This is a genomic window from Pantoea sp. Morm (genome assembly GCF_016643525.1).
In the GTDB taxonomy this organism is placed as follows: domain Bacteria; phylum Pseudomonadota; class Gammaproteobacteria; order Enterobacterales; family Enterobacteriaceae; genus Pantoea; species Pantoea dispersa.
On record NZ_VOQX01000023.1, the window covers coordinates 1 to 25,052 of the forward strand.

The window sequence follows — 25,052 nt, forward strand, 5'->3', positions numbered from 1 at the left end:
GGGAAACGCGATCAATTAGTCGGCCGCATTCAGGAGCGCTACGGCTACGGTAAAGATCAAGCAGAGAAAGAAGTCAAAGAGTGGGAAGATAGTAATAAATTTAACTGGTAGTGTTGGTTATCCCCGGCACACTGATGTGCCGGGGTTTTGTTATTTATAATGGCACTGTTTTTGAGCTGGATAAAATATCAGGCATGTCTTGATTTATTTTCTATGTTATTTTAGACATATATATGCCTATGTATTCATCACTCCTGTAAAAAAATCTTTCGGCCCCTGTAGGGTCGCCATTGATGGCGACCAATGACAGGTGCTTACCTGCACAAACGCTTTTTCTCAAAGGGGTCTGCGGTGATCGTCCTTATTGAGCGAAAGCAGCGCGACAAAACTCACTACGGCGGTGGCCATCACATACCAGGCGGGAATGTCGGCGTTGCCGGTTTGCTTCATCAGGCCGGTAATGATCAGACCCGCGCAGCCGGAAAACAGCGCGTTGGAGAGCGAATAGGCCAGCCCCAGCCCGGTGTAACGTACGCGGGTCGGGAACATCTCGGCCAGCATCGCCGGTCCCGGTCCGGCCAGCATGCCCACCAGCGCACCGGCGATAAATACCACCAGCGCCTTGATCGCCATACCGCTCTCCGGATGCTGCAGCACTTTCAGCAGCGGGAAAGCCAGCACCAGCAGCAAAAACGTCGCCAGCAGCATTAATGTGCGGCGGCCATAGCGATCGCTGAGTATGCCGGCCGGCAGGATGGTGGCGGCAAAGCCGAGGTTAGAGATCACCGCAATCAGCAGCGCCTGGTTAAAGCCGGTATGCAGCGCGGCCTGCAGATAGGTGGGCATGATCACCAGGTAGGTATAACCGGCGGCCGACCATACCATTAACCGCCCAATGCCCAGCCCGATAGCGCGCAGCGTGACACCCAGCGACGCCTGCTGTTGTGGTGCCGCCGGTGTCTGGCTGAACTGCGGTGATTCGTCGAGTCCGCTACGCAGCCACAGCGCCACTGCGCCGAGCGGCAGCGCCAGCAGGAAGGGAATGCGCCAGCCCCAGGCGTTCATGGCGGCGTCTCCCAGCAGCAGCGGCAGTACTGCCACCACTCCCGCGCCCGCCAGCAGTCCGAGCGCCACCGTCAGCGACTGCCATGCGCCATAAAATCCGCGCTTGCCGGGCGGCGCCGATTCGGTCATCAGCGAGACCGCGCCACCGTATTCTCCGCCGGCAAACAGCCCCTGCAAAATGCGTAGCAGTGTAATCAGCAGCGGCGCAGCCACGCCAATGCTGGCATAAACCGGGACCAGACCGATAGCGACGGTGGCCAGCGTCATCAATACCAGCACCGCGATCAGCACCGGTTTACGACCATAACGATCGCCCAGGCGGCCAAACAGTACCGCCCCTAACGGGCGAAAAAAGAACGCCACCGCAAAGGCCGCATAGGTGAGAATCAGGCTGGTGAGGGCGCTTTCTCCTTCGAGCTGGAAGAAATGTTTAGCGATCAGCGTGGCCATGAAACCGTACACGGCGAATTCATACCACTCGATAAAATTGCCGACGGATCCGGCAATCAGTACGCGCTTTTGATTAACGGCGGGAGCCACTGCAGATGACATCATTATCCCTTAATGAGTAAAAAACAGTCAGAGAGGGTCAGTCTACCGCAGCCCGGGGAGATTATCTGAGCTATAAGTCTGACGCAGGGCACAAAAAAAGGTGCGCATGGAGCGCACCTGATGTGAATATCAGTGGGGATTATGCTGGCTGCTGTTTTTTACGGCTGCGCTGTTTACGCAGTTTATCAATCAGTTTATGCGCCTCGGCTTTAGTCGCCACCGCAGGGGATGAACCTTTCAGTGGCTTACGTGCTGTCTCACTCAGCGTCAATACCGTTAACAAACCAATCACGCCGGCACCCATCATGTAATACGCCGGCATCATGGTATTGTGCGTAGTGTCGACCAGCCATGCGGTAATTAACGGTGTGGTGCCACCGAACAGCGAGACTGACAAATTAAAGCCGATAGCCAGTGCGCTGTAACGAATATCGGTGACAAACAGTGCCGGTAATGTTGCTGGCATGGTGCCGCTAAAGCAGGTATGCAGTAAGCCCAGCACAGCCAGACCGGCAAATACCCATAGCATGTTGCCAGAACCAATCAGCATGAATGCCGGAATCGCCAGCACCAATAATCCCAGCGCGCCGAAACCAATCACCGGTTTACGGCCGATGCGGTCGGTAAAATGGCCCCACATTAAGGTCAGCGGCATCATGATAAACATCACCACCATCACCAGCAGCAGACCGGATATTTCGCTCAGCCCCAGAATGCCGGTTAAATAACTTGGCATATAGGCGGTCAGCATGTAATTAGACACGTTAAACAGCAGCACCAGACCAATACACTTTAATAGTGGCTTGCTCTGCGTGCGCAGCATTTGCCACAGCGTGAGCTGCGGCTTGTTATGTTCGGCCTCTTCACGCTTATCCATATGCTCTTTAAACGCGGGGGTCTCTTCCAGCTTCAGGCGGATATACAGGCCAAACAGCCCCAGCGGCGCGGCCAGGAAGAACGGAATGCGCCAGCCCCAGTCCATCATCGCCTGATGCGGCAGCAGCGCAATCATACCTGTCACCAGGCTGGCGCCCAGCAGATAACCGGCCAGCGTACCAAACTCCAGGAAGCTGCCCATAAAGCCGCGGCGTTTGTCGGTGGAGTATTCCGCAATAAAGGTGGCGGCACCGCCATATTCACCGCCGGTGGAAAAGCCCTGCACCAGACGCGCCAGCAACAGCAGGATCGGCGCGGCAATACCGATACTGGCATAGCTGGGAATCAGGCCAATACAGAAGGTACCAATCGACATCATAATCATGGTAAAGGCCAGCACTTTCTGCCGGCCAAAGCGATCGCCGAGTGGACCAAATACCATGCCGCCAATCGGGCGCACTAAAAACGCGGCCGCAAAAGTACCAAACGACGCAATAAGCTGCGCGGTATTACTGGCGTCCGGGAAAAATACCTGGCCGATAATCACGGCAAGGTAACTATAAACGCCGAAATCAAACCACTCCATGGTATTACCCAGCGCTGCGGCGCTGACGGCGCGTTTCAATAATTTGTTGTCAATGACGGTAATATCGTCAACGGTCAAATCAGGTTTATTGGTCATCGTTCCGGTGCTCATAAACTCCCCATGAGTAAAATTGGAGCGATCTTATAGCTTTCGCAGCCGGCACTTCACAAAGGGAAATGAAAGCTATAAGAGGCTGAAAGGCGGTCACCTTAGGAAATATTTTATCTTTACGCAAGTTTGCGACATATATCCTTGCAATTAAGCGTAGCGTTAGAGTATGAGACTGTCAAAAGGCGCAGTGGCTGAAATAACCCATTATGCTAATGCTTTAAGCTGATGGTATTCTGCACATGATATTCTATGGTGAGGCGGTGATTTATAGGGGAATATGCTGCATTGCTACATGATAAGGATATCGACTTTGATAAATTTCCTACATTACAGGCAAGTACATCATCTAAGGATTTGGCTGAAAGGAATAGCCAGACTGTTGCCATGCTGGACACCAACCTGCGCCGCCAGTCTCGTAGCGGATTGTCATTGATGACTTAGCTGCACATCGTGGTCTGGCTCAATGGCTGTCTCGTCGCGTTAATTATCTTGATTGCCGGCTGAATATATCTTTCAGCCCCTGGGAAAGCAATGCGCGTGATAAACCGCTACCGTCCACAGGAATCAACGTCCTGCGATGAATTTTCCATTGGCCCGCAATGCGTTTTAACTCCCAGCGATTCACTACAACGCGGTGAATGCGATAGCCAGGAGAGCTGCCGTGATTGGCCAGCATGCGTGATTCGCCTTTATCATCCAGATAAATTAACTGTAAATAAGAGGTGACTACCGCGCTGTCTCCGCGCAGATCAATCAAGGGTAATCCGGTAAAATGCGCTAATCCGCTAGCCAGTGCTTCCTCATGCTCAGGCCGCAAAATAAAGGCGGCTATCGCCTCTGCACCCTCCGCACCATCAAGATGAGGGCCGCGATTGAATTCACTCTTTTCCAGATAAACCGATAATGTATATTCCGCCATTGCAGTATCTGCGCTGGGGGGATGTGACGCAATCAATTCATAAATAGCCAGTTTGTCTTCGATAATTTGTAATCTCTGGGCTAATTCAAGGTTTTCTTGCAGCATAAAGTGCTCCTGATATTATTTATTAATTATGTTTTGAGTGATTATAACGAGATACTTACAGGCGTGAAGGTCCTGTATCTTAATGGTGTGTTAAGTGGCAATTAATAAAGGACATCAATAATGATTAACAGCGCGGAGTATCTGGCTTTACGGGCTTTTGTCGTGGTTGCTCAGCAACTGAATTTCAGAGCCGCTGCGGAAATACTCGGGGTATCCGCGTCAGCCGTCAGTCAGCAAATCACCGCGCTGGAAGCACAACTCGGGCAACGTTTGCTGAACCGGACCACCCGGGCGGTATATCTTACCGATGATGGCAAGTCCCTGTTTCTTCAGACTGCACCCATTATGAAAAACCTGCATGAGACCCTGCAGCAGGCACACGCCAGAAGCCAGGATATTAAGGGGCTGATTCGCGTTCATGCTTTTCGATCGGGTGCTGAAATGTTTATTGATCACAATATTGCCGGGTTTCTTACTGATTATCCCAACGTGCAGTTGGATATCACAACCAGCGATGCGCCGGTCGATCTGAGCCGCGGCGGCTATGATTTATCACTGCGCTTAGGCGAGGTGCTGGAACCGGGATTTGTTGCTATTCCATTAGGCAAGCCGCTCCATCAGATTGTGGTCGCTGCGCCAGCATATCTGGCAAAGCATGGTGCGGTTGAAGTCCCGGAAGATCTGCTCAATCACAATTGCATCGGCTGGCGCTGGCCGGGAAGTAACAGGGTAGAGCCCTGGCAGTTTTTAAATGAGGGGAAAATTTTTGATATTCCCGTGCACGGAAACCTGGTGGTAGACGATCGCGAAAGGCAGCGGCAGGCCGCTATTGCTGGCGCAGGGATTGCCCAGTTAACGGCGGAACGGGTCAGTGCATCGCTGGCCGCCGGCAAGCTTTGTCGCCTTCTGCAACCCTGGGAGATGGAATTCCCGGGTTATTCACTTTGCTGGATAGCGGGTAAAGCCATGTCACCTGCTATGCGCGCGTTTATACAATGGCTGCGCATAAAATAACCCTGCCCGGAGTGTGCCAGCGCACTCTGTTCACTTCGAATAATCTCCACGTTTTTAGTTCATCTTCGCCCGGCTCAACCCTCCTATAAACGTTTACCAGCGGCTTCTCGCTGAAACGTTTCATATCTCATTTCCTTACTCAGCCCATTGAAGAGTGGTCACCGTATGTATACAACAGAACTTGTATACAAGAGCATTTTTTATCCATGACACCAACATCGGGAAAGACCATGCAAAGTACAGATACTGAAATTGAAAAGCGGGTGATCCGTAAACTGTCGTGGCGACTGATTCCGCTCCTGATTGGCTGCTACGTGATTGCGGTGATCGATCGCGCCAATATCGGCGTGGCCGCCCTCACCATGAATGCCGATCTCGGCATCAGCGCCGCCAGTTTTGGCCTCGCCGCCGGTCTGTTTTTCCTGCCTTACGCCATCCTCGAACTGCCCTCCAATCTGCTGATGGAAAGGGTGGGCGCGCGCTGGTGGATCGCCCGCATTATGGTGACCTGGGGCATCATCTCCGGTGCGCATATGTTTGTGTGGAGTGAAAACAGCCTCTATGTGATGCGCGCGCTGCTGGGTGCCGCTGAAGCCGGTTTCTTCCCCGGCATCGTGTTTTATCTCACCCTGTGGTTTCCGGTGGCGTGGCGCGGACGCATCATCGCCTCGTTTATGACCGGCATTCCGATTGCGCTGATTATCGGCACACCGGTTTCCAGCCTGTTGTTAGAGCTGCACGGATGGCTGGGGCTGCGCGGCTGGCAGCTGATGTTTCTGCTGGAGGCCATTCCGGCGATTGTGCTGGGATTGATCGTCCCCTTTGCGTTGCCCGATCGGCCGGAAGATGCCCGCTTCCTCAGCGCAGATGAGCAGCACTGGCTGGTGACAACACTGGCTGCTGAGCGGCAAAAACTGCCGTCGCGCGGCCACGGCGGTCTGCTGAAAGCGCTGTTCAGCCCGCTGGTGTTGTTGTTCAGCCTCACCTATTACGGACTGGCGAACCTCAACGGTGCGGTGAGCACCTTCCTGCCGCTGATCATCAGCGAAACCGGCTTAAGTCATGTTCAGACCGGATTCATCACCATCATCCCTTACGTATTTGGTCTGGCCGGCATGCTGGTGCTGGGCCGTATAGCCGATCGTCCCGGGTCGCGTCTGCTGGCCAATTATCTGGCGCTGATCTTCTCCTTTGTCGGGCTGTTATGCGTTGCGTGGTTCGATAACTCGCTGGTGAAAATGATGTTTTTGTGCTGTTCGGCATTTGGCTTTTTCGGCGCGATGCCGGTGTTTTGGGGATTGCCCGCGCAGTTTATCCCGGCGTCCGTGGTGGCGGGCGGCCTCGCCCTGATCAATGCGCTGGGCAGTATTGCCAGTGTGGTGAATCCGTGGGTCATCGGCGTGATACGCGACCGCAGCGGCAGTTATAACGGCGGATTTTACTGGCTGGCGGCGATGGCGATGCTCTCGATCATTACCCTGAGCATCATCTTCCGTCGTCAGCGTTTACCGGCTTACCAGGCCAGCAATGAACAACGTGAGGGGCAGTAGTATGAAGATTATTGATGTCCGGTTACTTCAGGTGAAAGGCGTGATGCCGGGAGAGGGCGATTTCTGGGAGGAGCGTCTCGCGCGTCCCACCGATGTCTATGCGCAGTTTCGTACCGTGAATAATCATGACGGTGGCGTTCAGCTGGAAGACGGTTTTGCCATTACCACCGTGTTTCTTGAGATCGTTTCTGATGAGGGCGTGGACGGGCTGGCAGGACCGGTGCCGCATGCCGTTGCATCAATCATTCATGGCCAACTGCGGCCGTTGTTGCTGGGTCAGGATCCGCGCGACACTGAGCGTTTGTGGGATCAGATGTACCGGGCGCAGATTCATGGGCGTCAGGGCGATGGCATGGTGGCGATCAGCGCGGTGGATTGTGCCTTGTGGGATTTGCGTGCCAAATGGATGCAGCAACCGGTGTTTCGCCTGCTGGGCGGTTCGCTACAGGAAGAAATACCGGCGTACGCATCGATGCTGGGCTTTGCGGTGCAGGATATGGCACGAGTGCACGAGCGGGCGCTGGAGTATAAGGCGCTGGGATATCGCGGACAAAAATGGTTTTTCCGCCACGGCCCGATGAGCGGCAGAGAAGGGCTGAAGAAAAACATCGAACTGGCAAAAACGCTGCGCGAAGCCGTGGGGGATGATTACGATCTGATGTTTGATTGCTGGCAGTCGATGGATGTGACGTATCTGCTCGAACTGGCAAAGGGCATCGAGCCGTATCGCCCGCGCTGGCTGGAAGAGTGCGTGATGGCTGACAGAATCGGCAGTATGCAACGACTCAAAGATAAACTGTCCATCCCGATGGCGGGAGGCGAACATGAGTACACGCGCTGGGGTTTCAAGCGCTTCTTTGAATCCGGGGCGCTGGATGTGATTCAGCCCGATATCTACTGGTGCGGTGGGCTTTCAGAAACGTTAAAAATTGCCGCTATCGCCACCCTGTACGATCTGCAGGTGATCCCGCACGGACATTCCAGCATCGCAACGGCCCATTTCAGCACCACGCAATCGCCGATCCACACGCCTTATCAGGAGTATCTGGTGAAATGGAACGATATTCATCAGTACTTCCTGCGCGATCCGCTGGTGCCACAAAACGGGTTAATCCCGGTACCGCAGGGACCCGGCATGGGCATGGCACTTAATCCAGCGCATATCCAGCAGCAGACATACTTGTTCACCTCATAACCCAACGCTCCCTCAAACAGGCCCGTTATTGTTTGGGGGATCTGTCTCTTGTATACTACAAAACACAGTGCACATCGTCATTCTGACCCCCTAAATGCTCGCTGTTTAAAGGACGCTCGCCACGCTATGCCCGCCGATAAACTCATCATTGACTGGTCATCGAAAAACATCCTCCGCCCGCAGTCATTGAGCAGCATTCTGGCCGATCATATTCGGGACCTTATCGTGAATTGCCAGATTGCACCCGGTGCATTAATTTCCGAGAACGACATTGCCACCCAGCTTAACGTGAGCCGGACGCCGGTAAGAGCGGCGCTGCAAAAGCTGGAGATGGAGCGTCTGGTGCAAATTATCCCGCAGCGCGGCACTTTTGTGTTTTCGTTCAATGAGCGGGAGATGCGCGAAACCTGTGAGATGCGGCAGATTCTGGAATCAGGCGCATTAAAGCTGGCGCTGCAATACGATCGTCAGGCGCTGATCGCGCGCCTGAACGAACAGCTGGCGCGTGGACGCGATGCATTACAAAACGCGCCGGAGACCTACCGCGAAACCGATGCGGCGTTTCATATGGCACTGATTGAAGCCAGCCAGAACAGCGAGCTGGTCGGTTTTTACAAAACCAGCATCAACCGCATTCGTGCCTTTCTCAATCACCTGACGCGCACGCCGGATGAGTTTCAGGGTTCGCAAAACGATCATGAGGCGATCGTGGCGGGGTTAACTAATTACGAGGATGAACAGGCGCTGGAACTTCTGCACTGGCATCTTGGCGGCATTATGCGCATGTTCCAGCGGTCGGTGGCGGACACTGACTCAGCCAGTTAACCGGCATCCCTTCGCAGTCAGAACATCGCTGAAAAGCGGTCACGCCTCAAGCGCTGCAACCACCGCCAGACCCGCCAGCTCCGCGCTGGCCAGCAGTTGCTCAACGCTGTGACCCTGACGCGCTCTGGCAGAAAGTCCGGACATCACGGTACTGACAAAATCGGTCAGGCGCTGTGCCTCCTGCGGATAGCGGACGGCGATGTAGCACCGAATGGTGTCTTCAGCGGCGCGATGAAACACCCTGGCCGCCTCGCGCGCCTGCTGATCCTGACAGCGAATCCCTTCCAGCACCAGGCAACCCGCACACACCTCATCCCCGGCATAGTGCAGCGCCGCCGCTTTCAGTAATGCATCGAGGGCTTCGGCCACCGGGCGGTCGTCGCGCAGTATCTCAGCCAGGGGAATCGAGCCGGTAGTGGCGTAGCGATCGAGAACGCGGGCATACAATCCGGCCTTATTACCGAACGCGCTGTAAAAGCTCGGTGGATTGATGCCCAGCGCGTCAGTGACATCGGCGACGCTGACGGCGTCATAACCTTTGGCATGGAATAATCCCTGCGCAACCGCTACGGCGTGTTCGGGGTCAAAGTTACGGGGACGACCAGGTGATTTCATATTTTATAGTTCTCGCTACAAAATTACATTGACATTAAATCGGGCTCATTTTGTAATGCATACTAAGAAATCACACGTGGAGATGCAAATGAGCGTATTTAAAGATAAGCAGGTTCTGGTTCTGGGCGGCAGTCGCGGTATTGGTGCGGCTATCGTGCGTCGCTTTGCTGATGAGGGTGCCAGCGTGACCTTCACCTTCTCCGGTTCGCCTGAGGCCGCCGAAAAACTGGCGCACGAAACCGGTTCGGCTGCCGTTCATACCGACAGCTCAGAGCGCGATGCGGTGATTGCTACCGTGCGCGACAGTGGACCGCTGGATGTGCTGGTGGTTAATGCTGGTATCGCCCTGTTCGGCGATGCGCTGGAACAGGATCCGGACGCGGTCGATCGCCTGTTCCGCATTAACATTCACGCGCCGTATCATGCTGCGGTTGAAGCCGCCCGACAGATGCCAGCCGGCGGCCGCATCATCATTATCGGTTCGGTCAATGGCGACCGTATGCCGATTCCCGGTATGGCGTCTTATGCGCTAAGTAAATCCGCTTTACAGGGGCTGGCGCGCGGCCTGGCGCGGGATTTCGGCCCGCGCGGCATCACCATTAACGTGGTGCAACCGGGCCCGATTGATACCGATGCCAATCCGGAAAATGGTCCGATGAAGGATCTGATGCACAGCTTCATGGCCATCAAACGCCATGGCCGTTCTGAAGAGGTTGCTGGCATGGTGGCGTGGCTGGCAGGACCCGAAGCCGGTTTCGTCACCGGCGCCATGCACACCATTGATGGGGCGTTTGGCGCATAACGTCAGTGTCTGAACAGGGCGCTGACCACCGCGCTGAATACCGAACCGGTGGCAAAAGCGTGTTCGGTCATGTGCTCTTCATGGCGAATATCAGCCAGCCGCTGCAGCGCCGCCTGCGCGCTGGCTGCATTAATTTCTTCATCCAGCTTGCTGTAACCGTCCGCCATCAGCAGCCGGGCACGTTCCACATCCGATCGTTCCAGCGTGGCGATAACCTGTTGTTTGCGGTAAAAAACGTAATCTGTCATAAGCGCGTCCCGTTGCCGTCATCGTGATTATGCCGGGAAGGCGATGGTTTAAATCAGCTAGACATCGCATCCTATTTATCGCGCAACACATTGCGCCGCGATCAAAACCTGGCCGTTGTATAAACAATTCGCAGCATAGCTGTTTCTCCCCGCGCGTCAGGCAACCTATTTTATCAGCCCGGCCCTTCGCTGCCCGCTGCCAGCAGCGGCACCACGACATCGCTAATCGGCGTAGCAATAGCATGCTGACGGCCATAGCGCTGTACCACACCATTGCGGGTATCCCACTCCAGCGGGCGGTTGGCCTGACGATCGGCCAGGATCGAGGTGCTCAGATCGGGCGGCGCGCGATGAAAGCCATCAATAATTTCCTGCGGCACGCTGTCGTCCAGCACCGCGCCGGCCGCGCGTGCCACCGTCAGGCACTCCTGTAAATAGGCTAATCCCAGCTGCGTAATATCACCGCGGCTAAACATGCCGGCGCGACGGTTGGCCAGCACCATCAAACCGGCGGCGGCATTTTGTAACAGCTTGCGCCAGGCGATAGAGAGAAAGTCCGCGGCCAGTGCCACCTCACAGCGCGTATCGCGCAGCGCATCCACTACACACGCGGCCTGCGGCACATCCGGCAAGGTCAGGCGAGGCTGGGCGCGCAGCCAGACTGACGCATCCGGCTCGCGCTGCGCCGGAAACCACACCACCGAAGGTAATACCGTGGCGCCGTTGACGTAAGGCGCCAGCTGGCTCTGCTGCTCGACGCCATTTTGCAGCGCGCACACCACGGTTTTTTCATCACACAGAGTGGCCAGCCACGCGGCGCTGTCCGCGACCTGGGTGGTTTTAACCGCCACGAACAGCAAATCGCAGCGTTGAGTAACCTGCGAGGCATCATGCAATACCGGACCGGGCACGCTGATTTCGCCCGCATCGTAGCGTAGCGTTAACTGGGCATGGGCCGTGCGGCCACACAGCAGCGGGGTGCGCCCGGCTTCATGCAGCACCGCCGCGACGGTGGTGCCAATTGCACCGGGGCCCAGCAGGGCGATTTTACAACGTTCAGACATGCTGCCATCTCCTCATCGCTTAACCGATCATCAGCGTGCCGAGTGCAATCACCGCACACGCCAGCATTTTCCTTACCGTTAATGCTTCACCGAGAAACAGCGCGCCCAGCACGGCGGCAAACAGCACGCTGGTTTCACGCAGCGCCGACACCGCGCCCATCGGCGCTGCCGTCATGGCGTAAATGATGATGCCGTAGGCCAGCAGCGAAACCAGGCCACCCGCCGCGGCGCTCAGCACGCCCGGCCGCCACTGCAGCAGGCTTTTGCTGTCGCGTAGCGCGATGTAAACCGCCGGCATTAATATGCCCCACAAGCTGCACATCCACGCGGTATAAGCAAACGCATTGCCGGCAACGCGCACGCCCATGCCGTCCACCACGCTGTACGCGGCGATAAAGGCACCGGTCGCCAGCGTGTAGCGCAGGCCCGGCAGCGCCAGTTTGCCGCCGCGGAGCGCCAGCGACACAATGCCAGCGGACACCAGCACAATGCCGCACAGCGTAGTAAAGGCGATGTGCTCGCCGGCAAACAGCGCGGCGGCGCAGGTCACCAGCAGCGGTGACGATCCGCGCGCAATCGGATAGGTCTGGCCGAGATCGCCGCTCTGGTAGCTGCGCACCAGGCACAGGTTATAGCCGACGTGCAGCAGCGCCGAAAGCAGCGCATATTTCCAGCTGGCGCGCGCCGGCAGCGGCAGAAACAGCGTACTGAGCGCACACACCAGCGCGATCGCCACGCACATAATGGTCATTGACCACAGGCGATCGGATCCGCCGCGCAGTAAGGTGTTCCAGCTGGCGTGCAGCAGTGCGGCGCACAGCGTTAAGACAATAATGTAATCAGGCATAGGCTGATGCTATGCAGCCGCAGATCGATTGAAAAGCGAAGATTTATCATTGCGCTATGAGTAAATACTCATACTTCACTGATAATCCTGCTGCGCCTGACGTGATTCTGCGAGCAGCCAGCGTCGAAAATTAACGATGTGCGGCTGGCTTTCAATGCCCTGCGGACAGACGAAATAGTAGGCGGCGGGCGAGGAAAACGCGACGTTGAACAGCCGTACCAGGCTGCCGTCGCGCAGCTCTTTTTCAACATGACCGCTGCGCGCCAGCGCCACGCCTTGCCCCAGCAGCGCGGCTTCCAGCGTCATATTGGTGTCGGCAAAACGTACGCTCTCCTGTAAGGCATCCAGCGTCAGGCCGACCTGTTTAAACCAGATCTCCCACTTTGGCACCAGATCGGCGCCATCACGCATCAGCAGCGGGTAACGCAGCAGCTCTGCCGGTTCCTGCGGTGTGCCGAAGCGCTGCAGCAGCGCCGGGCTGGCGACCGGAAACAACTGTTCACGAAACATAAATTCGCTGTGCAGCGCCGGATAATTGCCATGGCCAAAGCGGATCGCCACGTCAGAATCCTGGCGCGAGAAGGTAATCGCATCATCGGTACTTTCCAGCGTTACCAGAATTTCCGGGTGCTGGCGCGTCAGGCCCGGCAGGCGCGGCAACAGCCACTTCAGCGCAAACGAGTAGGTGGTATTCACGCGCAGCCGCACGCGGCCTTTCTGCTCGCGTAAGTCGGCTAAGGTGGTTTCCAGATTACTGAAAAACTCGCGCACGATCGGTGCCAGCGCCGCACCGGCCGGCGTCAGACTCAGCGTTTTGCCGCGCTGAAACAGCTGTACGCCCCAGATCTCTTCCAGGTTTTTGAGCTGATGGCTGACGGCGCTTTGGGTGATAAACAGCTCTTCCGCGGCGGCGGTAAAGGTCGGATGGCGCGTTGCCACTTCAAACGCGCGCAGCATGGCGGTAGGCGGTAACTCTCTCATCGGTGCAGCCTTGTTTTATGAGCGTTCACTCATGATAGCGGAATCGTCTGTTCGCTCACGAAACTTATTCACCCACCCTCCAGTTTAGCCTCACAGCCTGTCACTTTGCTGACAGTGGCCGACACATTCATCACTGAATCGGCGGCCAGCTGAATGGTTGGTTATTTACCGCGTGGCGGTTTTAATTCGCCGCCGGATAGGGTTCCCGCTGCGCTCGCGTCCTGTCGCTGATTAACTATGTTTATCACTCAATATAAGAATGGGGTGATGAAATGCGAAACCGTGTATTTAGCGCGCTGGCGTTATTGTTATTATCCGGCTGTGGCGCGAATAACAGCGCCTCGCCGGTTACGGCACCTGGTGCGCCTGAGGCGGGGAAAACCGCGCTGCTGGAGAGCGGGGCGGCGGCGTTGCAGTCGCGGCCGCCGATTGAGGCGATCAATACGTATCTGGATGGTTTTCATTATTACTGCGGAAATCAGCAGGGGCAGATGGAGGCCCATCACTACGTCACCATTCTTAATGACGATGTGATGCAGGCGGTTATTTATGACGGTAACAAAAAAGACGCCAAATTAATGGGCGTGGAATACATCATCAGTGAACGTTTATTTAAGCAGCTGCCAGCGCAGGAAAAGCAGTACTGGCACAGCCATCGCTATGAAGTGAAATCCGGTACGCTGATTGCGCCCGGCCTGCCGCCGGCCGCGGAGCACGCGCTGATGAGAAAAATCGTCAACACCTACGGAAAAACCTGGCACACCTGGCATACCGACCGCGATAAAACGCTGCCGCTGGGCGCGCCGACGCTGATGATGGGCTTTACCGCCGACGGTCAGCTTAATCCGGCGCTGCTGGCTGACCGCGACAAGCGCTTTGACGTCGATACCGCGACAATCCGCGCCGACCGCGCTGATATCGCCGCCCATCCGGTGGCGGCGGGTGCCGATCATTGCCGGCGTGTGCATCCGTAACCGGTGATTCCGCTCTACTCGTGATACATCTGGCTGCGGCCGCCGTCGATCAGGATATCGGTGGCATTGATAAAGCGCGCCTCGTCGCTGGCGAGAAACAGCGCGGTGTAGGCCACTTCATCCGGCTCGCCGATGCGTTTACACGGCAGCAGCGCCGCCTGACGCGCGCGCTCAGCCTGCGGATCCGGACAGCTCGCCAGCCAGGCTTCAGCGGCTGGCGTCATGATCAAACCGGGCGAAATACTGTTTACGCGGATGCCCTGCGCGGCGTATTCCACGCCCAGCGAACGCGTCAGGCCGATCAGCCCGTGTTTAGCCACCGGATAAGGGAACGCGCCGGGAATGATTTTGTGCCCGTGCACCGAGGCAACGTTAACGATGTTGCCGTACTGACGGGCCAGCATCGCCGGCAGGACGCTGCGTATCAGGTTGTAAGGTCCTTTCAGATTGGTGTCCATGCAGCGCTGCCAGTCATCCTCGTCCAGCGTCAGCGGATCGCGAAAAACGTTTACGCCAGCGCAGTTGATCAGGATATCAATATCCCCCAGCGCCTGCTGTGCCTGCTGTACCGCGCGGCTAACCTGCTGCGGCTGCGTGACATCGGCTGCGCAGGCCAGACAGCGCTGGCCGGACTGCTGCTGTAGCTGCGCCGCCAGCGCTTCGCTGCTGTGTGCGTCGCGATCAAACAGCGCCAGGCGGGCGCCTTCGCGCGCAAACAGGGTGGCGATGGCGCTGCCGATGCCGCTACCGGCACCGGTAATGATGGCGGTTTTATTGGCTAAACGTGGGGACATAGTCGCTTCCTTATGAGGATGTCGGGAGAATCAGCCAGTCGGCCAGCTCAAGGGTATTATCACCGCGCTGCAGGCGAATCAGCGGCCAGCTGTCGCTGCGCGTGAGCGGCACCAGCCCGCTGCGGCTGAGCAAAAAAGTGTCTTCGCTTTTCACGCCGCTCAGCGTCGGGTTCCACGCCACGGCGATGTCGGGCTGCACCTCGCCGCGACTCTCCGGGGTGATAATCCAGTCGCGGCAGCCGTAACCGGCCGGACCGCCCTGATGATGATCGCGCCACGCCTCAGCGTGACCGTGGCGTTGATAAGCCTGAGTGATGTCGGCAAAAACCGCTGACCAGCTGCGCTGCACCTGGGTGGCATACAGCATATCGGCATGGATCTCCGCCAGCGTCACGATGCGCTGGCGCAGCGCCGCGTCGGGTTCGCCGAGATGCACCAGGCGCGTCAGGCTGACATGCAAACCGTGCCGTTCGGCACCGAGGGTGATCAGCATCATGCGCTGCAGCGTTTTGTGCGTCGGCACCGGATGTTTAAATGCGGCGATGCGCTCATCGGCGGCCACCAGCGTGCACATCGGGCGAATGCCGCGCGCCAGACAGCCGGCGGCAATGTCGGCTTCGACCTGCCATTCGCTGACGCCCGCGCGCAGCTGGCGCGCCACCGTTTCGACAACCTGCGCCGTCTCCTGTCCCAGCGTGCGAAAGCGCTGCTGTTCCGCTGCGCTCAGCCCCTGGCGCAGCGTAATCATCTGCGGCTGGATATCGCTCAATCCTGCCATGGGCGTATCGCTGCCGATATTGCCCGCCGGCAGCACGCTGCTCAGCGACTGGTACCACGGATAGTGCCGGGTCGCACAGCTGAACGGCAGCGGCTCTTCGGCCAGAATGCGCGGTAGCTCATTGTCCGGTGCCAGCAGCAGCACGCTGTCGCGGCCAATCAGCAGGCTGGCAACGCCAGTCTCGGCGCGATCCACTACATAATAGCTGGCCCCGTCGGTCAGCCAGGCGATGTTATCGCGGCGCGTCAGCAATACCGCATCCAGCTGCCAGTGCGCCAGCGCCTGTTGCAGGCGCGCCAGTTTGTCACTCATACACGGCCTCCTTGTGCTCAACAATCTGCGACTGCAGAACCAGCTCCGCAGCGCGATGCGCCACGGCCATCACCACCGCATTGGTGTTGCCACTGATAATATTCGGCATCATCGAGGCATCCACCACGCGCAGCCGCTTTACGCCGCGCACGCGCAGGTCGTCGTGCAACACCGCCAGCGGATCGTCATCGTGGCCCATGCGGCAGGTGCCGACCGGGTGATAGCCGGTCTTTACCATGCGCCGGCAGTGGGCGCCAATCGCTTCATCACTGGTGACTTCTGCACCAGGGAAAATCTCTTCATCGACCATCTCGCGGATGGGCGCGGCGGCCAGCACCTGACGCGCAAAGCGAAAGCCGGCGAGGGTGCGGGCTAAATCGTCCGGATGGCCGAAAATCTGCGTATCGATCACCGGCAGGCTGCTGGCGTTGTTATCGCGCAGCGTGACTTCACCGGTGGCTTTGGGGCGCAGCAGCAGAGAATTCACTGTGACACCGTCACCGGGATCGGCCCCCATTACATCGCGATCGAGATAAACCGTTGGCACGCAGAACATCTGAATGGTGGGCGTCGCCGTGAAATCGAGCGGATCGAAAAAGGCGCAGGTTTCCACGCCGGTGGTGGTCACCGGGCCGCTTTTGAACAGCAGATATTGCAGTCCGGCTTTGACCATCGGCCAGCCGCGATCCTGGCCGTAGTAGCCAAACGCACCGCGCGTGCTGGCAACCACCGGCACTTCGTAATGGTCCTGCAGGTTTTTACCCACGCCCGGCAAGGCATGGCGCACGGTAATACCGTGCTGTTTCAGCTGTTCCTGCGGACCGATGCCGGAGAGCATCAGCAGTTTTGGCGTCTGGTAGGCACCGGCGGCCAGAATCACTTCGCGGCTGGCGCGCGCCTGTTGCGGCTGGCCATCCTGACGATAGCGCACGCCGCTGGCGCAGGTGCCGTCAAACAGCACCTCTTCCACCTGCGCACCGGTGACCAGCGTCAGCCGTGCGTCATGGCGCAGCGGGTTGATAAACGCATCGACCACGCTGCAGCGCTGTCGTGTCTGACCGTCAATGGTGTGCTGCATGAAGCCGACGCCAGACGGATTGCCGCTGTTAAAATCCGGCGTGTAGGGAATACCCAGCCCCTGCAGGGTTTTGACATAGGCGCGGCTCAGCGGACTGAAGTGGCCGAGATGCGACACTTTCATCGGGCCGCCAACGCCGTGATTGGGTGCGCCGAGGTGATCGTTATCTTCAATGGCGGTAAAGTGCGGCAGCAGCGCCTCCCACGACCAGTCGATGCCCTGATGGCCCAGCGCCTGGTTCCAGTCGGCGTAATCCTGTTTATGGCCGCGCATGTAGACCATGGCGTTGACAGTCGAACCGCCGCCCAGCACTTTGGCCTGCGGCACGATCACGCCGCGTCCGTTGAGCTGCGGCTGCGCTTCGGTTTGATGCATCGTCAGAAACCGGTCGCTGGCGAGAAACTTCATATAGCCGGCGGGCATTTTCAGCACCGGATGGTATTCGTCGCGCCCGGCCTCCAGCAGCAGCACGCGCGCATTTCCTTCGCTGACCAGGCGCGCGGCAACGATACAGCCCGCGCTCCCGCCGCCCACCACAATGTAATCGTACTCTTTCATAACGCTCCGTTTACTCCGATGCGATGGAATCTAACCGGCGCAGGCGCTGCGCCGCCGGGTTGTGCTGCTCGCCCGGATCGAGCGGACTGAGCAGATAACGCCACGAGATAAACGCACTCACCAGATACAGGAAGGCGTAGCCCCAAACCACCCCGAGTGTGCCGAGCAGCGCATTGATTGCGCCGTACAGCGCCGGTCCAAAGAAAGTGGACAAGCCGGCGGCGAAGCAGTAAATCGCCATGGCGTTACCTTTATCCTTCGGCTGGCACAGCGAGGAGAACAGCGCGGCGGCGGGTACGTAGCCGCACAGCGTGATGCCGTACAGGCAGGCGCAGATCACGCTGAGCACAAAGCTGCCGTGACTCCACTGCGGCACAAAGTACATCAGCAGCATCGAGACGCCGGAACCCAGGCCGCCGAACACCGTCAGCACTTTGCGCCAGCCGATGCGGTCGCTCAGCTTGCCGACGATCGGATTAAAGCTCATACCCACCAGTCCCATGATGGTGATCAGGCTGAGGTATTCGGTCTGAGAAAAGCCAATCTGTTCGGTGAAAAAGCCCGGCAGAAAAATAAAGAAGCCGAAATAGGGCGTGGTGTTGATGATGCGCACCACTGCCGCGGCAGCGATGCGCGGCTCACGCCACAGAATATCGATGCCGCCCATCAGCGTGCGCAGCGTGCCCTGCTGACGATGTTCGGCATCCAGCAGCGACTGATAACCGCTGCGCTCTTTCAGCGCCAGCAGCATCACCAGCAGACCGATCGCCACCAGACCCAGCGACAGCCAGAAGGTGGCGTATTCGCCCACCAGGCGGATAGAGAAGATCGCTACCAGCGAACCGAGCGTCGGCAGCCCGCCGGTAAATGCCAGCCAGAACCAGCCGGTGGCGGAGCCGCGCATCTCCGCCGGGGCCGCCGACTGAATCCACACCAGAAAGGCGTAGGCAAACATCGGATAAGCCACGCCGCGCAGGCCATAGGTTAGTGCCAGCAGCAGTACGCTGTGTGACGGCAGCGCCACGGCCAGGAACAGCACTTCAAACACAATCCAGATCAGGCCGCCCGCCAGCATCACTTTACGCGGGCCGATCAGCGTTGACAGCGAACCGGCCAGCCATGAGCCCAGCGTGACGGTGACGCCGTAAAAGGCGATTACCCAGGCAGCGATATTCAGGGAGAAGCCGTTTTCATGCAGATAGGGCGCGAGGTAGTTGGACTCGACGCCGTCGCCAATCATAAACAGCAGGACCGCGAGATAGCCCCAGGCCAGCGCGGGCGGAATGCCGAGGCGGATCAGCCACGGATGGGTTGCAGGTGATGTTGTCATTATGTTTTCTCTGTAGGGTTGGTGTCAGCACAGCCAGATAAAGCGTTCGCCCGGCATTATCAGAACGTTTTTTACCGGGATAGCGCGAACGGGTTGTTATGAGCAGGGACTCTAAAGCACGGCAGGCGCGCAGGATGGCGCAACCATCACAGAAGTCAGTAAACACTGTTTAGTAAGATGAGCGCGGATGAAGCGAAAGGAGGCCGCGTGAAAACCGTCGGACTGAATAATTTTCAGGTGCGTAAGCACAACAAAGCGCTGTTTATGCAGCTGATGTGGCGTCATAAACGTCTGAGCAAATCGCAGCTGGCGCAGCTCAGCGGCCTGACCATTCCGGCGGCCAGCAAGATTTTGCAGGAGCTGCTGGAGCAGGGCCACGTGCAGCACTCCAGCGCCACGCTGAGCACGCGCGGCAACAGTAACGGCAGTTTTCAGCTGCCAGCGCAAGGCGCGTGGACGCTGTGCCTGTGCGTCAAGCCGACCAGCATTGAGCTGCAGCTGGCGGATGCGCAGCTGGTGGCGCAGGGCGACTATCAGCAAATCAGCATCAACGCGCAGACGCCAGAGCAGCTGCTGGCGGAGATTGAAACGGTGTGGCGCGCGACCTGTAAACGCTGGCCGAAGCGGCAGATTAATCTGGCGCTGGCGGTGCACGGGCAGGTCGATCCGGTAACTGGTGTCTCGCAGCATATGCCGCAGGCGGCGTGGCGCAGCCCGCTGCAGCTGAAGTTTCTGCTGGAGGAGAAGCTGGCGGTTGACGTCCGCGTCGATAATGACTGCGTGATGCTGGCGCTGGCGGAAAAGTGGCTGAACCGCAATGCGCTGGCCGAATTCTGCGTCATCAATGTCGATTACGGCATCGGCTCATCATTTGTCATCAACGGCGAGATCTTTCGCGGCAACCTGTACGGCAGCGGGCAGATTGGCCACACCATTATTGATCCGCACGGGGAGCGCTGTAACTGCGGACGGCAGGGCTGTCTGGAGACGGTCGCCTCGCTCAGCACGCTTAAGCGGCTGGCGCATCAGCGCGCGCCGCAGGCGGTGCAGCCCACCAGCCGTCAGCTGCTGGCCGCCTGGCAGGCCGGCGAGCCGTGGATCGTCGAGTGGTCGCTGCGCAGCGCGGAAGCCATCGGCATGAGTCTGTACAATTTCCTTAATACACTGAATATCAATCAAATCTGGCTGTACGGTCGCAGCTGTACTTTTGGTGAGAGCTGGCTGCAGACCATCGTGCACCAGATTGATTTCAATCCTTTTGATCCGCGCGATGCGCTAAAAAGCAAAGCCACCAACGTGCATTTTGGTCAGCTGGATCGCGCCCGTCAGGTCCTCGGCATCGGTTATCTCTATGTCGAGGCCGATCCCGGTACGGCGTAGTTTACTAAACTCCTGTTACTAAAATCTGTGAGGGCCTGAACTTTCACCCTGCGGTATCGGTGGTGAGATAGCCGCACTTTGACCCTGGTGCGGAGAGTGGCCGTGAACAATCATCAACATCTGAATATGCGTTACGTGTGGAGCATCTGTCTGGTGGCAGCCTGCGGCGGTTTGCTGTTTGGCTATGACTGGGTGGTGATTGGCGGGGCCAAACCCTTCTATGAGGCCTGGTTCAACGTCACCGATCCGGCGGCATCCGGCTGGGCGATGAGTTCGGCGCTGGTGGGCTGCGTGTTTGGCGCGCTAGTGTCCGGCTGGTCAGCGGACAAGCTGGGGCGGCGGCTGCCGTTGATCGTCGCCGCACTGCTGTTTGTGGTGTCGGCGATCGGCACCGCGCTGGCCAGCAGCTTTACGCTGTTTGTCTGGTGGCGCATTCTCGGCGGCGTCGGCATTGGTATCGCCTCGGCGCTAAGCCCGATGTACATCGCGGAGATCAGCCCGGCAGACAAGCGCGGCAAGTTTGTCGCGGTTAACCAGCTGACAATCGTTATTGGCGTGCTGGCGGCGCAGCTGGTCAACCTGATGATTGCCGATCCGGTCGTCGGCGCATCAACCCATGCGGCGCTGCGTGAAACCTGGAACGGTCAGGTTGGCTGGCGCTGGATGTTCGCCTCGGCTGCCGTGCCGTCGCTGGCGTTTCTGCTGCTGATGATGTGGGTGCCGGAATCACCGCGCTGGCTGATGCTGGTGGGCCAGCCGCAGCGCGCGCTGGCGATGCTGAATAAAATTGGTTCGCCTGCTTATGCGCAGCAGACGCAGCGCGAGATTGCCCGCGCGCTGGAACAGGATCGCCAGCAAACGCGCGCCCGCGCCGGCTCGCTGCTGGCACCGCGCACGCTGCCGATTGTCATCACCGGCATCGTGCTGGCGATTTTCCAGCAGTGGTGCGGTATCAACGTGATTTTCAATTATGCGCAGGAGATTTTTGCTTCGGCTGGTTTCGATATCAACGGCACGCTGAAGTCGATCGTGGCCACCGGCCTGATCAATTTGCTGGCAACAGTGCTGGCGCTGCCGCTGGTGGACCGGCTCGGTCGCCGCAAACTGATGCTGATCGGCGCCGGAGGACTGACGCTGTGTTATGCACTGATTGCCGGTGCCTACACGCTGGGCATCACCGGCTGGCCGGTGCTGATTCTGGTACTGGCGGCGATTGCGGTTTATGCGCTGACGCTGGCGCCGGTCACCTGGGTGCTGCTGGCGGAAATTTTCCCCAACCGGATTCGCGGTCTGGCGATGTCGGTCGCCACGCTGGCGCTGTGGATTGCCTGTTTTGTGCTGACTTATACCTTTCCCATCCTCAATGCCGGACTTGGTGCAGCGGGCAGCTTTATGCTGTATGGCGTGATTTGTGCGGCGGGCTTTGTCTTTGTGCTGCGTCGCGTGCCGGAGACCAAAGGCATATCGCTGGAGCAGCTGGAGCAGCAGCTCACCGCAGGCGAGCCGGCTGCGGTGGCAGGTGAGCATTCGCTGCGTTAACCGCAGCCATGCTTCAGGCAGAAAGCCGGTGCGCCAGGCGGCGCACCGGTACAATACCCGCTTACACCTGCGCCATACCGCCATCGACAAACAGCTCGGCTGCATTAATAAAGCTGGCGGCGTCGGAGGCGAGAAACGCCACCACCTTGCCAATCTCTCCCGGCTCACCCAGACGACCGAGCGGCACCTGCGCGGCCAGCGCATCGAACAGCCCCTGGCGCTGATCTTCCGGCACCAGTCCGCCTAAGCCTGGCGTCTGCACCGGGCCAGGGCTCACCACGTTAATGCGGATGCCGCGATCTTTCACGTCCAGCGCCCACGAGCGGGCAAAGTTACGCACCGCCGCTTTACTGGCGCTGTAAACGCTGAAGCCCGGCGTACCCTGAATTGCGGCGGTGGAGCCGGTGAGAATCACCGATGCCTTATCGCTCAGCAGCGGCAGCGCTTTCTGCACGGTGAACATCACGCCGCGGACGTTGGTGCTGAAGATACGATCAAAATGTTCTTCTGTGATGGCCCCCAGCGGCAGCATGTCGCCGCCACCGGCGTTGGCAAACAGAATATCCAGCCGGCCGGCCTGGCGCGCAATCTGCGCATAGACGGCGTCGAGATCGCTTAACTGTGCCGCATCGGCGCGAATGCCGGTGGCGGTGGCGCCGATGCTGGCGACGGCTGCATCCAGCTCAGCCTGACGACGACCGGTGATAAACACGCGTGCGCCCTGTGCCGCCAGTTCCTGAGCAGTGGCGAGGCCAATACCGGAGGTGCCGCCGGTCACTAAAGCAATTTTGTCTTGCAGAATCAGGTTCATAGTATGTACTCCACAGTTGATCAGGTTAGGTGGTGACGGCCTTGCCGTCGCTGAAGTGCACTGTAGCGCTGCCGCTTTTACGGATAAATGGTGTAAAATCGAAAGGACTATTTCTCTGGGTGGATAATCAGGTTAGGGGTAACAATGGATCAATTGCTGGCAATCCGGGCGTTTGCCCGCGTGGTCGAGGCAGGTAACTTTACCCGGGCGGCCAATTCACTGGATATGCCTAACGCCACCCTGAGTAAGCTGGTGCAGGAGCTGGAAGCGCATCTCGGCGTGCGTCTGTTGCAGCGCACCACGCGCCGGGTCACGGTGACGGCAGAAGGGCGCGATTACTACGAGCGGGCGCTGCGCATCGTGCGCGATCTGGAAGATATCGATTGTGCGTTCAATAGCGTCACGACGAAACCGCACGGTCAGCTGCGTATGGATATCGGCGGCTCAACGGCGCGCGATGTGCTGCTGCCGGCGCTGCCCGATTTTGTCGCCCGGTTTCCCGACATCACCCTGGACCTTGGCGTGTCCGATCGCACCGTGGATCTCATCAGTGATAACGTGGACTGCGTGGTGCGCGGCGGTCCGCTGAGCGATTCGTCACTGGTGGCACGGCACTTAGGCAATGCGCAAATGATCACCTGTGCCACGCCCGGCTATCTGCGGACCTACGGCATTCCGGCGTATCCGCAGGAGCTGAACAATGGCCACCGCATCATCAGCTATCTGTCGCCGCAGAGCGGGCGCGCCTTTCCGCTGCGCTTTCGCCATGGTGAAGAGCGAATCGAGATCAAGACCGCGCACCGCGTTGGCGTCAATGAGAGCAACGCGCACCTTGCCGCGGCGGTGGCGGGTCTGGGCATCATTCAGACGTTCCGTTACGCTGCGGCCGCGGATTTGCAGGCCGGACGGCTGGTGGAGATCCTCGCCGACTGGCGTCCGTCCGACTATCCGTTCCACGTGGTTTATCCGCAGAGCCGCCATCTCACCCAGCGCCTGCGGGTGCTGATTGACTGGCTGCGTGAGGTGTTTCCGCAACGGCTAAATGGATGACAGGGTGTAAACAATCTGTTAACGTTTGGCCTCAACCCCATGATACAGGCGCGTTTATGACACTCTCTGCTGATTCCGCATCGTCATCTGACTTTCGCCTGTATGCGCCTTGCTGCCCGCCACCTCCGGCACGCGTTGTGATTCGCTAAGTATCGAACTTCCTGCGCCTCGCTTAGCGAGCGCGCTAACAACGTTTGTTTCAGGAGCAATGCTATGCGTTCTTCTTCTTCGCTGACTTCGCAGGCAGCGACGTCAGGCTTTGTGCTGCTGTGGGGCAGCGCAGCCATTTTCTCGCGTCTCGGGCTGGATAATGCCTCACCGCTGGCACTGCTGGTGGTGCGTTTTAGCATCGCGCTGGTTGCGCTGTTGCTGGTGGGACTGTTTCGCCGCCGCTGGCTGCCGCAGCCCGGTACGCGCCCGCGCGTAATGCTGACCGGTCTGGTGTTGATCGGCGCTTATTCGCTGTGTTATTTCCAGGCGATGGCGGAGGGCGTGACGCCAGGGCTGATCGCCACCATCATGGGCATCCAGCCAATTCTGACGCTGTGCCTGGTGGAGCGGCGTCTGCCGGGCAGGCGGTTGCTGGGCTTAACGGTCGCGCTGGCGGGGCTGATACTGCTGGTGTGGCGCAGTCTGGCGGCGTCGCAGCTGCCGCTCAGCGGCGTGCTGTTTGCGCTGGCTGCGCTGCTGTGCATGACCTTCGGTGCCATTATGCAGCAGCGTGTGACGCAGCATCCGGCGCAGGTGCTGCCGCTGCAGTACGGCGTGAGTTTACTGCTGTGCCTGCTGTTGCTGCCGGTTAAACCGTTTCATGTCAGCTTCACGCTGCATTTCTGGCTGGCCGCGCTGTTCCTCGGCGTGATGATCTCCGTGGTGGCCCAGCTGCTGCTGTATCGCTTACTGAGCGCGGGCAGTATCGTTAACATCACCAGCCTGTTTTATCTGGTGCCGGTGATTACCGCGCTGCTCGACTATCTGCTGCTGGGTAACCGACTGCCGTGGCTGAGCCTGCTGGGCATGGCGGCGATTCTGGCGGGTATCCTGCTGGTGTTTCGTGCGCCACAGCCTTCGCGTTAACATCATGCCCCGCCAG

At 58.5% G+C, this 25,052-nt stretch carries 23 protein-coding genes; 10 read left to right on the forward strand and 13 right to left on the reverse strand.

Annotated elements, in window-relative coordinates:
• Nucleotides 1-336: 336 nt before the first annotated feature.
• The 3 genes from FT726_RS10340 to FT726_RS10350 form a co-directional block, all read right to left on the reverse strand.
• Nucleotides 337-1,620, reverse strand: coding sequence for an MFS transporter (locus tag FT726_RS10340; RefSeq protein ID WP_288422355.1), 1,284 nt, complete (start codon nt 1,618-1,620; stop codon nt 337-339).
• Between the two features lie 136 nt (nt 1,621-1,756).
• On the reverse strand, nt 1,757-3,190 hold the full coding sequence (gene proP, locus FT726_RS10345) for a glycine betaine/L-proline transporter ProP (RefSeq protein ID WP_031280122.1): 1,434 nt from the start codon (nt 3,188-3,190) through the stop codon (nt 1,757-1,759).
• A gap of 484 nt (nt 3,191-3,674) precedes the next feature.
• Nucleotides 3,675-4,214, reverse strand: a complete 540-nt coding sequence (locus tag FT726_RS10350; RefSeq protein ID WP_288422357.1) for a nuclear transport factor 2 family protein — start codon at nt 4,212-4,214, stop codon at nt 3,675-3,677.
• A gap of 120 nt (nt 4,215-4,334) precedes the next feature.
• Here FT726_RS10350 and FT726_RS10355 point away from each other — a divergent pair, with 120 nt between their 5' ends.
• The 4 genes from FT726_RS10355 (at nt 4,335) to FT726_RS10370 (ending at nt 8,798) form a co-directional block, all read left to right on the forward strand.
• A complete protein-coding gene (locus FT726_RS10355; RefSeq protein WP_288422358.1) occupies nt 4,335-5,228 on the forward strand; it encodes a LysR family transcriptional regulator in 894 nt (297 codons plus the stop codon).
• Between the two features lie 230 nt (nt 5,229-5,458).
• Entirely contained in the window at nt 5,459-6,778 is a 1,320-nt protein-coding gene (locus FT726_RS10360; RefSeq protein WP_021509566.1) for an MFS transporter, read from the forward strand.
• A 1-nt stretch (nt 6,779) separates the two neighbouring features.
• Complete coding sequence (locus tag FT726_RS10365; RefSeq protein ID WP_346302781.1) at nt 6,780-7,973, forward strand: enolase C-terminal domain-like protein; 1,194 nt, start codon at nt 6,780-6,782, stop codon at nt 7,971-7,973.
• Between the two features lie 126 nt (nt 7,974-8,099).
• Nucleotides 8,100-8,798: a GntR family transcriptional regulator gene (locus FT726_RS10370; RefSeq protein ID WP_288422361.1), complete on the forward strand. Its 699-nt coding sequence runs from the start codon at nt 8,100-8,102 to the stop codon at nt 8,796-8,798.
• 39 nt (nt 8,799-8,837) lie between these two features.
• Here FT726_RS10370 and FT726_RS10375 read toward each other — a convergent pair whose 3' ends face one another.
• Nucleotides 8,838-9,413 (reverse strand): TetR/AcrR family transcriptional regulator, encoded by a 576-nt coding sequence (locus tag FT726_RS10375; protein ID WP_346302782.1) that lies wholly within the window; start codon nt 9,411-9,413, stop codon nt 8,838-8,840.
• Between the two features lie 88 nt (nt 9,414-9,501).
• Between FT726_RS10375 and bdcA the strand changes: the two genes are divergently transcribed.
• Nucleotides 9,502-10,215: an SDR family oxidoreductase gene (gene bdcA / locus FT726_RS10380; protein WP_021509562.1), complete on the forward strand. Its 714-nt coding sequence runs from the start codon at nt 9,502-9,504 to the stop codon at nt 10,213-10,215.
• A gap of 2 nt (nt 10,216-10,217) precedes the next feature.
• Here bdcA and FT726_RS10385 read toward each other — a convergent pair whose 3' ends face one another.
• The 4 genes from FT726_RS10385 to gcvA all read right to left on the reverse strand — a co-directional run bounded on the left by FT726_RS10385 (nt 10,218) and on the right by gcvA (nt 13,355).
• On the reverse strand, nt 10,218-10,463 hold the full coding sequence (locus tag FT726_RS10385) for a hypothetical protein (RefSeq protein ID WP_288422366.1): 246 nt from the start codon (nt 10,461-10,463) through the stop codon (nt 10,218-10,220).
• A gap of 173 nt (nt 10,464-10,636) precedes the next feature.
• A complete protein-coding gene (locus FT726_RS10390; protein WP_288422368.1) occupies nt 10,637-11,527 on the reverse strand; it encodes an oxidoreductase in 891 nt (296 codons plus the stop codon).
• 19 nt (nt 11,528-11,546) lie between these two features.
• Nucleotides 11,547-12,374, reverse strand: a complete 828-nt coding sequence (locus FT726_RS10395) for a DMT family transporter (RefSeq protein WP_104093550.1) — start codon at nt 12,372-12,374, stop codon at nt 11,547-11,549.
• Between the two features lie 75 nt (nt 12,375-12,449).
• Complete coding sequence (gene gcvA, locus FT726_RS10400) at nt 12,450-13,355, reverse strand: transcriptional regulator GcvA (protein WP_104187184.1); 906 nt, start codon at nt 13,353-13,355, stop codon at nt 12,450-12,452.
• A gap of 272 nt (nt 13,356-13,627) precedes the next feature.
• On the opposite strand from gcvA, the gene FT726_RS10405 reads away from it, so the two are divergent.
• Complete coding sequence (locus FT726_RS10405; protein ID WP_346302783.1) at nt 13,628-14,329, forward strand: DUF1264 domain-containing protein; 702 nt, start codon at nt 13,628-13,630, stop codon at nt 14,327-14,329.
• Between the two features lie 14 nt (nt 14,330-14,343).
• Here FT726_RS10405 and FT726_RS10410 read toward each other — a convergent pair whose 3' ends face one another.
• From FT726_RS10410 to FT726_RS10425, 4 genes are read right to left on the reverse strand one after another with little or no spacing between them, the layout of a single operon-like run.
• Entirely contained in the window at nt 14,344-15,123 is a 780-nt protein-coding gene (locus tag FT726_RS10410; protein ID WP_215481387.1) for an SDR family oxidoreductase, read from the reverse strand.
• Nucleotides 15,124-15,133: 10 nt separating this feature from the next.
• The gene (locus tag FT726_RS10415; RefSeq protein ID WP_346302784.1) at nt 15,134-16,213 is read right to left on the reverse strand and encodes a M24 family metallopeptidase; all 1,080 of its coding nucleotides are present in this window, start codon (nt 16,211-16,213) and stop codon (nt 15,134-15,136) included.
• Entirely contained in the window at nt 16,206-17,849 is a 1,644-nt protein-coding gene (locus FT726_RS10420) for a GMC family oxidoreductase N-terminal domain-containing protein (protein WP_346302785.1), read from the reverse strand. Before FT726_RS10420 ends, FT726_RS10415 begins: the two co-directional genes overlap by 8 nt.
• A gap of 10 nt (nt 17,850-17,859) precedes the next feature.
• Nucleotides 17,860-19,179 carry an MFS transporter gene (locus FT726_RS10425; protein ID WP_021509553.1) on the reverse strand — a complete coding sequence of 440 codons (1,320 nt, stop codon included), beginning with the start codon at nt 19,177-19,179 and terminating at the stop codon, nt 17,860-17,862.
• A 207-nt stretch (nt 19,180-19,386) separates the two neighbouring features.
• On the opposite strand from FT726_RS10425, the gene FT726_RS10430 reads away from it, so the two are divergent.
• Both FT726_RS10430 and FT726_RS10435 read left to right on the forward strand, forming a co-directional pair.
• Nucleotides 19,387-20,559: an ROK family protein gene (locus tag FT726_RS10430; protein WP_346302786.1), complete on the forward strand. Its 1,173-nt coding sequence runs from the start codon at nt 19,387-19,389 to the stop codon at nt 20,557-20,559.
• Nucleotides 20,560-20,661: 102 nt separating this feature from the next.
• Nucleotides 20,662-22,098 carry a sugar porter family MFS transporter gene (locus FT726_RS10435; RefSeq protein ID WP_104093556.1) on the forward strand — a complete coding sequence of 479 codons (1,437 nt, stop codon included), beginning with the start codon at nt 20,662-20,664 and terminating at the stop codon, nt 22,096-22,098.
• A 61-nt stretch (nt 22,099-22,159) separates the two neighbouring features.
• Here FT726_RS10435 and FT726_RS10440 read toward each other — a convergent pair whose 3' ends face one another.
• The gene (locus FT726_RS10440) at nt 22,160-22,909 is read right to left on the reverse strand and encodes an SDR family oxidoreductase (RefSeq protein WP_150360204.1); all 750 of its coding nucleotides are present in this window, start codon (nt 22,907-22,909) and stop codon (nt 22,160-22,162) included.
• Nucleotides 22,910-23,053: 144 nt separating this feature from the next.
• Between FT726_RS10440 and FT726_RS10445 the strand changes: the two genes are divergently transcribed.
• Nucleotides 23,054-23,959, forward strand: coding sequence for a LysR family transcriptional regulator (locus FT726_RS10445; RefSeq protein WP_346302787.1), 906 nt, complete (start codon nt 23,054-23,056; stop codon nt 23,957-23,959).
• A gap of 213 nt (nt 23,960-24,172) precedes the next feature.
• Nucleotides 24,173-25,036 (forward strand): DMT family transporter, encoded by an 864-nt coding sequence (locus tag FT726_RS10450; protein WP_288422379.1) that lies wholly within the window; start codon nt 24,173-24,175, stop codon nt 25,034-25,036.
• The last annotated feature ends 16 nt before the right edge of the window (nt 25,037-25,052 follow it).

Excerpts from the sequence above, each read along its gene's own strand:
- FT726_RS10375 (WP_346302782.1), bottom strand. The coding sequence starts at position 9,413 with ATGAAATCACCTGGTCGTCCCCGTAACTTTGACCCCGAACACGCCGTA.
- FT726_RS10360 (WP_021509566.1), top strand. The coding sequence starts at position 5,459 with ATGCAAAGTACAGATACTGAAATTGAAAAGCGGGTGATCCGTAAACTG.
- FT726_RS10365 (WP_346302781.1), top strand. The coding sequence starts at position 6,780 with ATGAAGATTATTGATGTCCGGTTACTTCAGGTGAAAGGCGTGATGCCG.
- proP (WP_031280122.1), bottom strand. The coding sequence starts at position 3,190 with ATGAGCACCGGAACGATGACCAATAAACCTGATTTGACCGTTGACGAT.
- FT726_RS10355 (WP_288422358.1), top strand. The coding sequence starts at position 4,335 with ATGATTAACAGCGCGGAGTATCTGGCTTTACGGGCTTTTGTCGTGGTT.
- FT726_RS10415 (WP_346302784.1), bottom strand. The coding sequence starts at position 16,213 with ATGAGTGACAAACTGGCGCGCCTGCAACAGGCGCTGGCGCACTGGCAG.
- FT726_RS10370 (WP_288422361.1), top strand. The coding sequence starts at position 8,100 with ATGCCCGCCGATAAACTCATCATTGACTGGTCATCGAAAAACATCCTC.
- FT726_RS10445 (WP_346302787.1), top strand. The coding sequence starts at position 23,054 with ATGGATCAATTGCTGGCAATCCGGGCGTTTGCCCGCGTGGTCGAGGCA.
- FT726_RS10385 (WP_288422366.1), bottom strand. The coding sequence starts at position 10,463 with ATGACAGATTACGTTTTTTACCGCAAACAACAGGTTATCGCCACGCTG.
- bdcA (WP_021509562.1), top strand. The coding sequence starts at position 9,502 with ATGAGCGTATTTAAAGATAAGCAGGTTCTGGTTCTGGGCGGCAGTCGC.
- FT726_RS10340 (WP_288422355.1), bottom strand. The coding sequence starts at position 1,620 with ATGATGTCATCTGCAGTGGCTCCCGCCGTTAATCAAAAGCGCGTACTG.
- FT726_RS10450 (WP_288422379.1), top strand. The coding sequence starts at position 24,173 with ATGCGTTCTTCTTCTTCGCTGACTTCGCAGGCAGCGACGTCAGGCTTT.
- FT726_RS10410 (WP_215481387.1), bottom strand. The coding sequence starts at position 15,123 with ATGTCCCCACGTTTAGCCAATAAAACCGCCATCATTACCGGTGCCGGT.
- FT726_RS10425 (WP_021509553.1), bottom strand. The coding sequence starts at position 19,179 with ATGACAACATCACCTGCAACCCATCCGTGGCTGATCCGCCTCGGCATT.
- FT726_RS10405 (WP_346302783.1), top strand. The coding sequence starts at position 13,628 with ATGCGAAACCGTGTATTTAGCGCGCTGGCGTTATTGTTATTATCCGGC.
- gcvA (WP_104187184.1), bottom strand. The coding sequence starts at position 13,355 with ATGAGAGAGTTACCGCCTACCGCCATGCTGCGCGCGTTTGAAGTGGCA.
- FT726_RS10395 (WP_104093550.1), bottom strand. The coding sequence starts at position 12,374 with ATGCCTGATTACATTATTGTCTTAACGCTGTGCGCCGCACTGCTGCAC.
- FT726_RS10350 (WP_288422357.1), bottom strand. The coding sequence starts at position 4,214 with ATGCTGCAAGAAAACCTTGAATTAGCCCAGAGATTACAAATTATCGAA.
- FT726_RS10420 (WP_346302785.1), bottom strand. The coding sequence starts at position 17,849 with ATGAAAGAGTACGATTACATTGTGGTGGGCGGCGGGAGCGCGGGCTGT.
- FT726_RS10390 (WP_288422368.1), bottom strand. The coding sequence starts at position 11,527 with ATGTCTGAACGTTGTAAAATCGCCCTGCTGGGCCCCGGTGCAATTGGC.
- FT726_RS10440 (WP_150360204.1), bottom strand. The coding sequence starts at position 22,909 with ATGAACCTGATTCTGCAAGACAAAATTGCTTTAGTGACCGGCGGCACC.